Origin of the sequence: Streptomyces sp. C (assembly GCF_000158895.1) — a bacterium.
In the GTDB taxonomy this organism is placed as follows: Bacteria; Actinomycetota; Actinomycetes; order Streptomycetales; family Streptomycetaceae; genus Streptomyces; species Streptomyces racemochromogenes.
The window spans coordinates 6105885-6106397 of record NZ_GG657750.1 but is presented as its reverse complement, the minus strand read 5'-3'; the positions used below and the strand labels follow the sequence as shown (position 1 = coordinate 6106397).

1 pseudogene is annotated in these 513 nt (G+C 78.4%); it reads left to right on the top strand.

Annotation, left to right across the window (positions count from 1 at the left end):
- Positions 1 to 234 precede the first annotated feature (234 nt).
- Positions 235 to 513: pseudogene (locus SSNG_RS27470) on the top strand (flavoprotein oxidoreductase); the annotation flags it as partial.

Here is a 513-nt window from a genome sequence, read left to right as displayed (position 1 = left end):
TGGTCCTCGGGTTCAAGGCGTACCGCAGGCTCCGCCCGGCGAAGCCGAAGGCGGGCCCGACCCGCACCCCGGTGCCCCGGCAGGCGCCCGCGCCGGCCGCCGCGCAGGCCCCGGCCCCCGCCGCCGCGCCCGGGCGGTCCGACGGCCCTGGAGCGGATCTCCAGGACTGACGGCGGGTCCGCCCGTAGCGTGTCCCCCGTAGGCGCAGGCAGCGGCACGGAGGCGGGGCGGACGATGGCGGTGGAACGACTGGTGGTGGTCGGCGGTGACGCGGCGGGGATGTCCGCCGCGTCGCAGGCGCGGCGGCTGAAGGGCCCGGCGGAGCTGGAGATCGTCGCGTTCGAGCGCGGGCACTTCACCTCGTACTCCGCGTGCGGGATCCCGTACTGGGTCGGCGGGCAGGTCGGCGGGCGGGACGAGCTGATCGCCCGTACCCCCGAGGAGCACCGGGCGCGGGGCATCGACCTGCGCACGCGCACGGAGGTCGTGGGCTCGACGTGGCGGGGCGCCGGG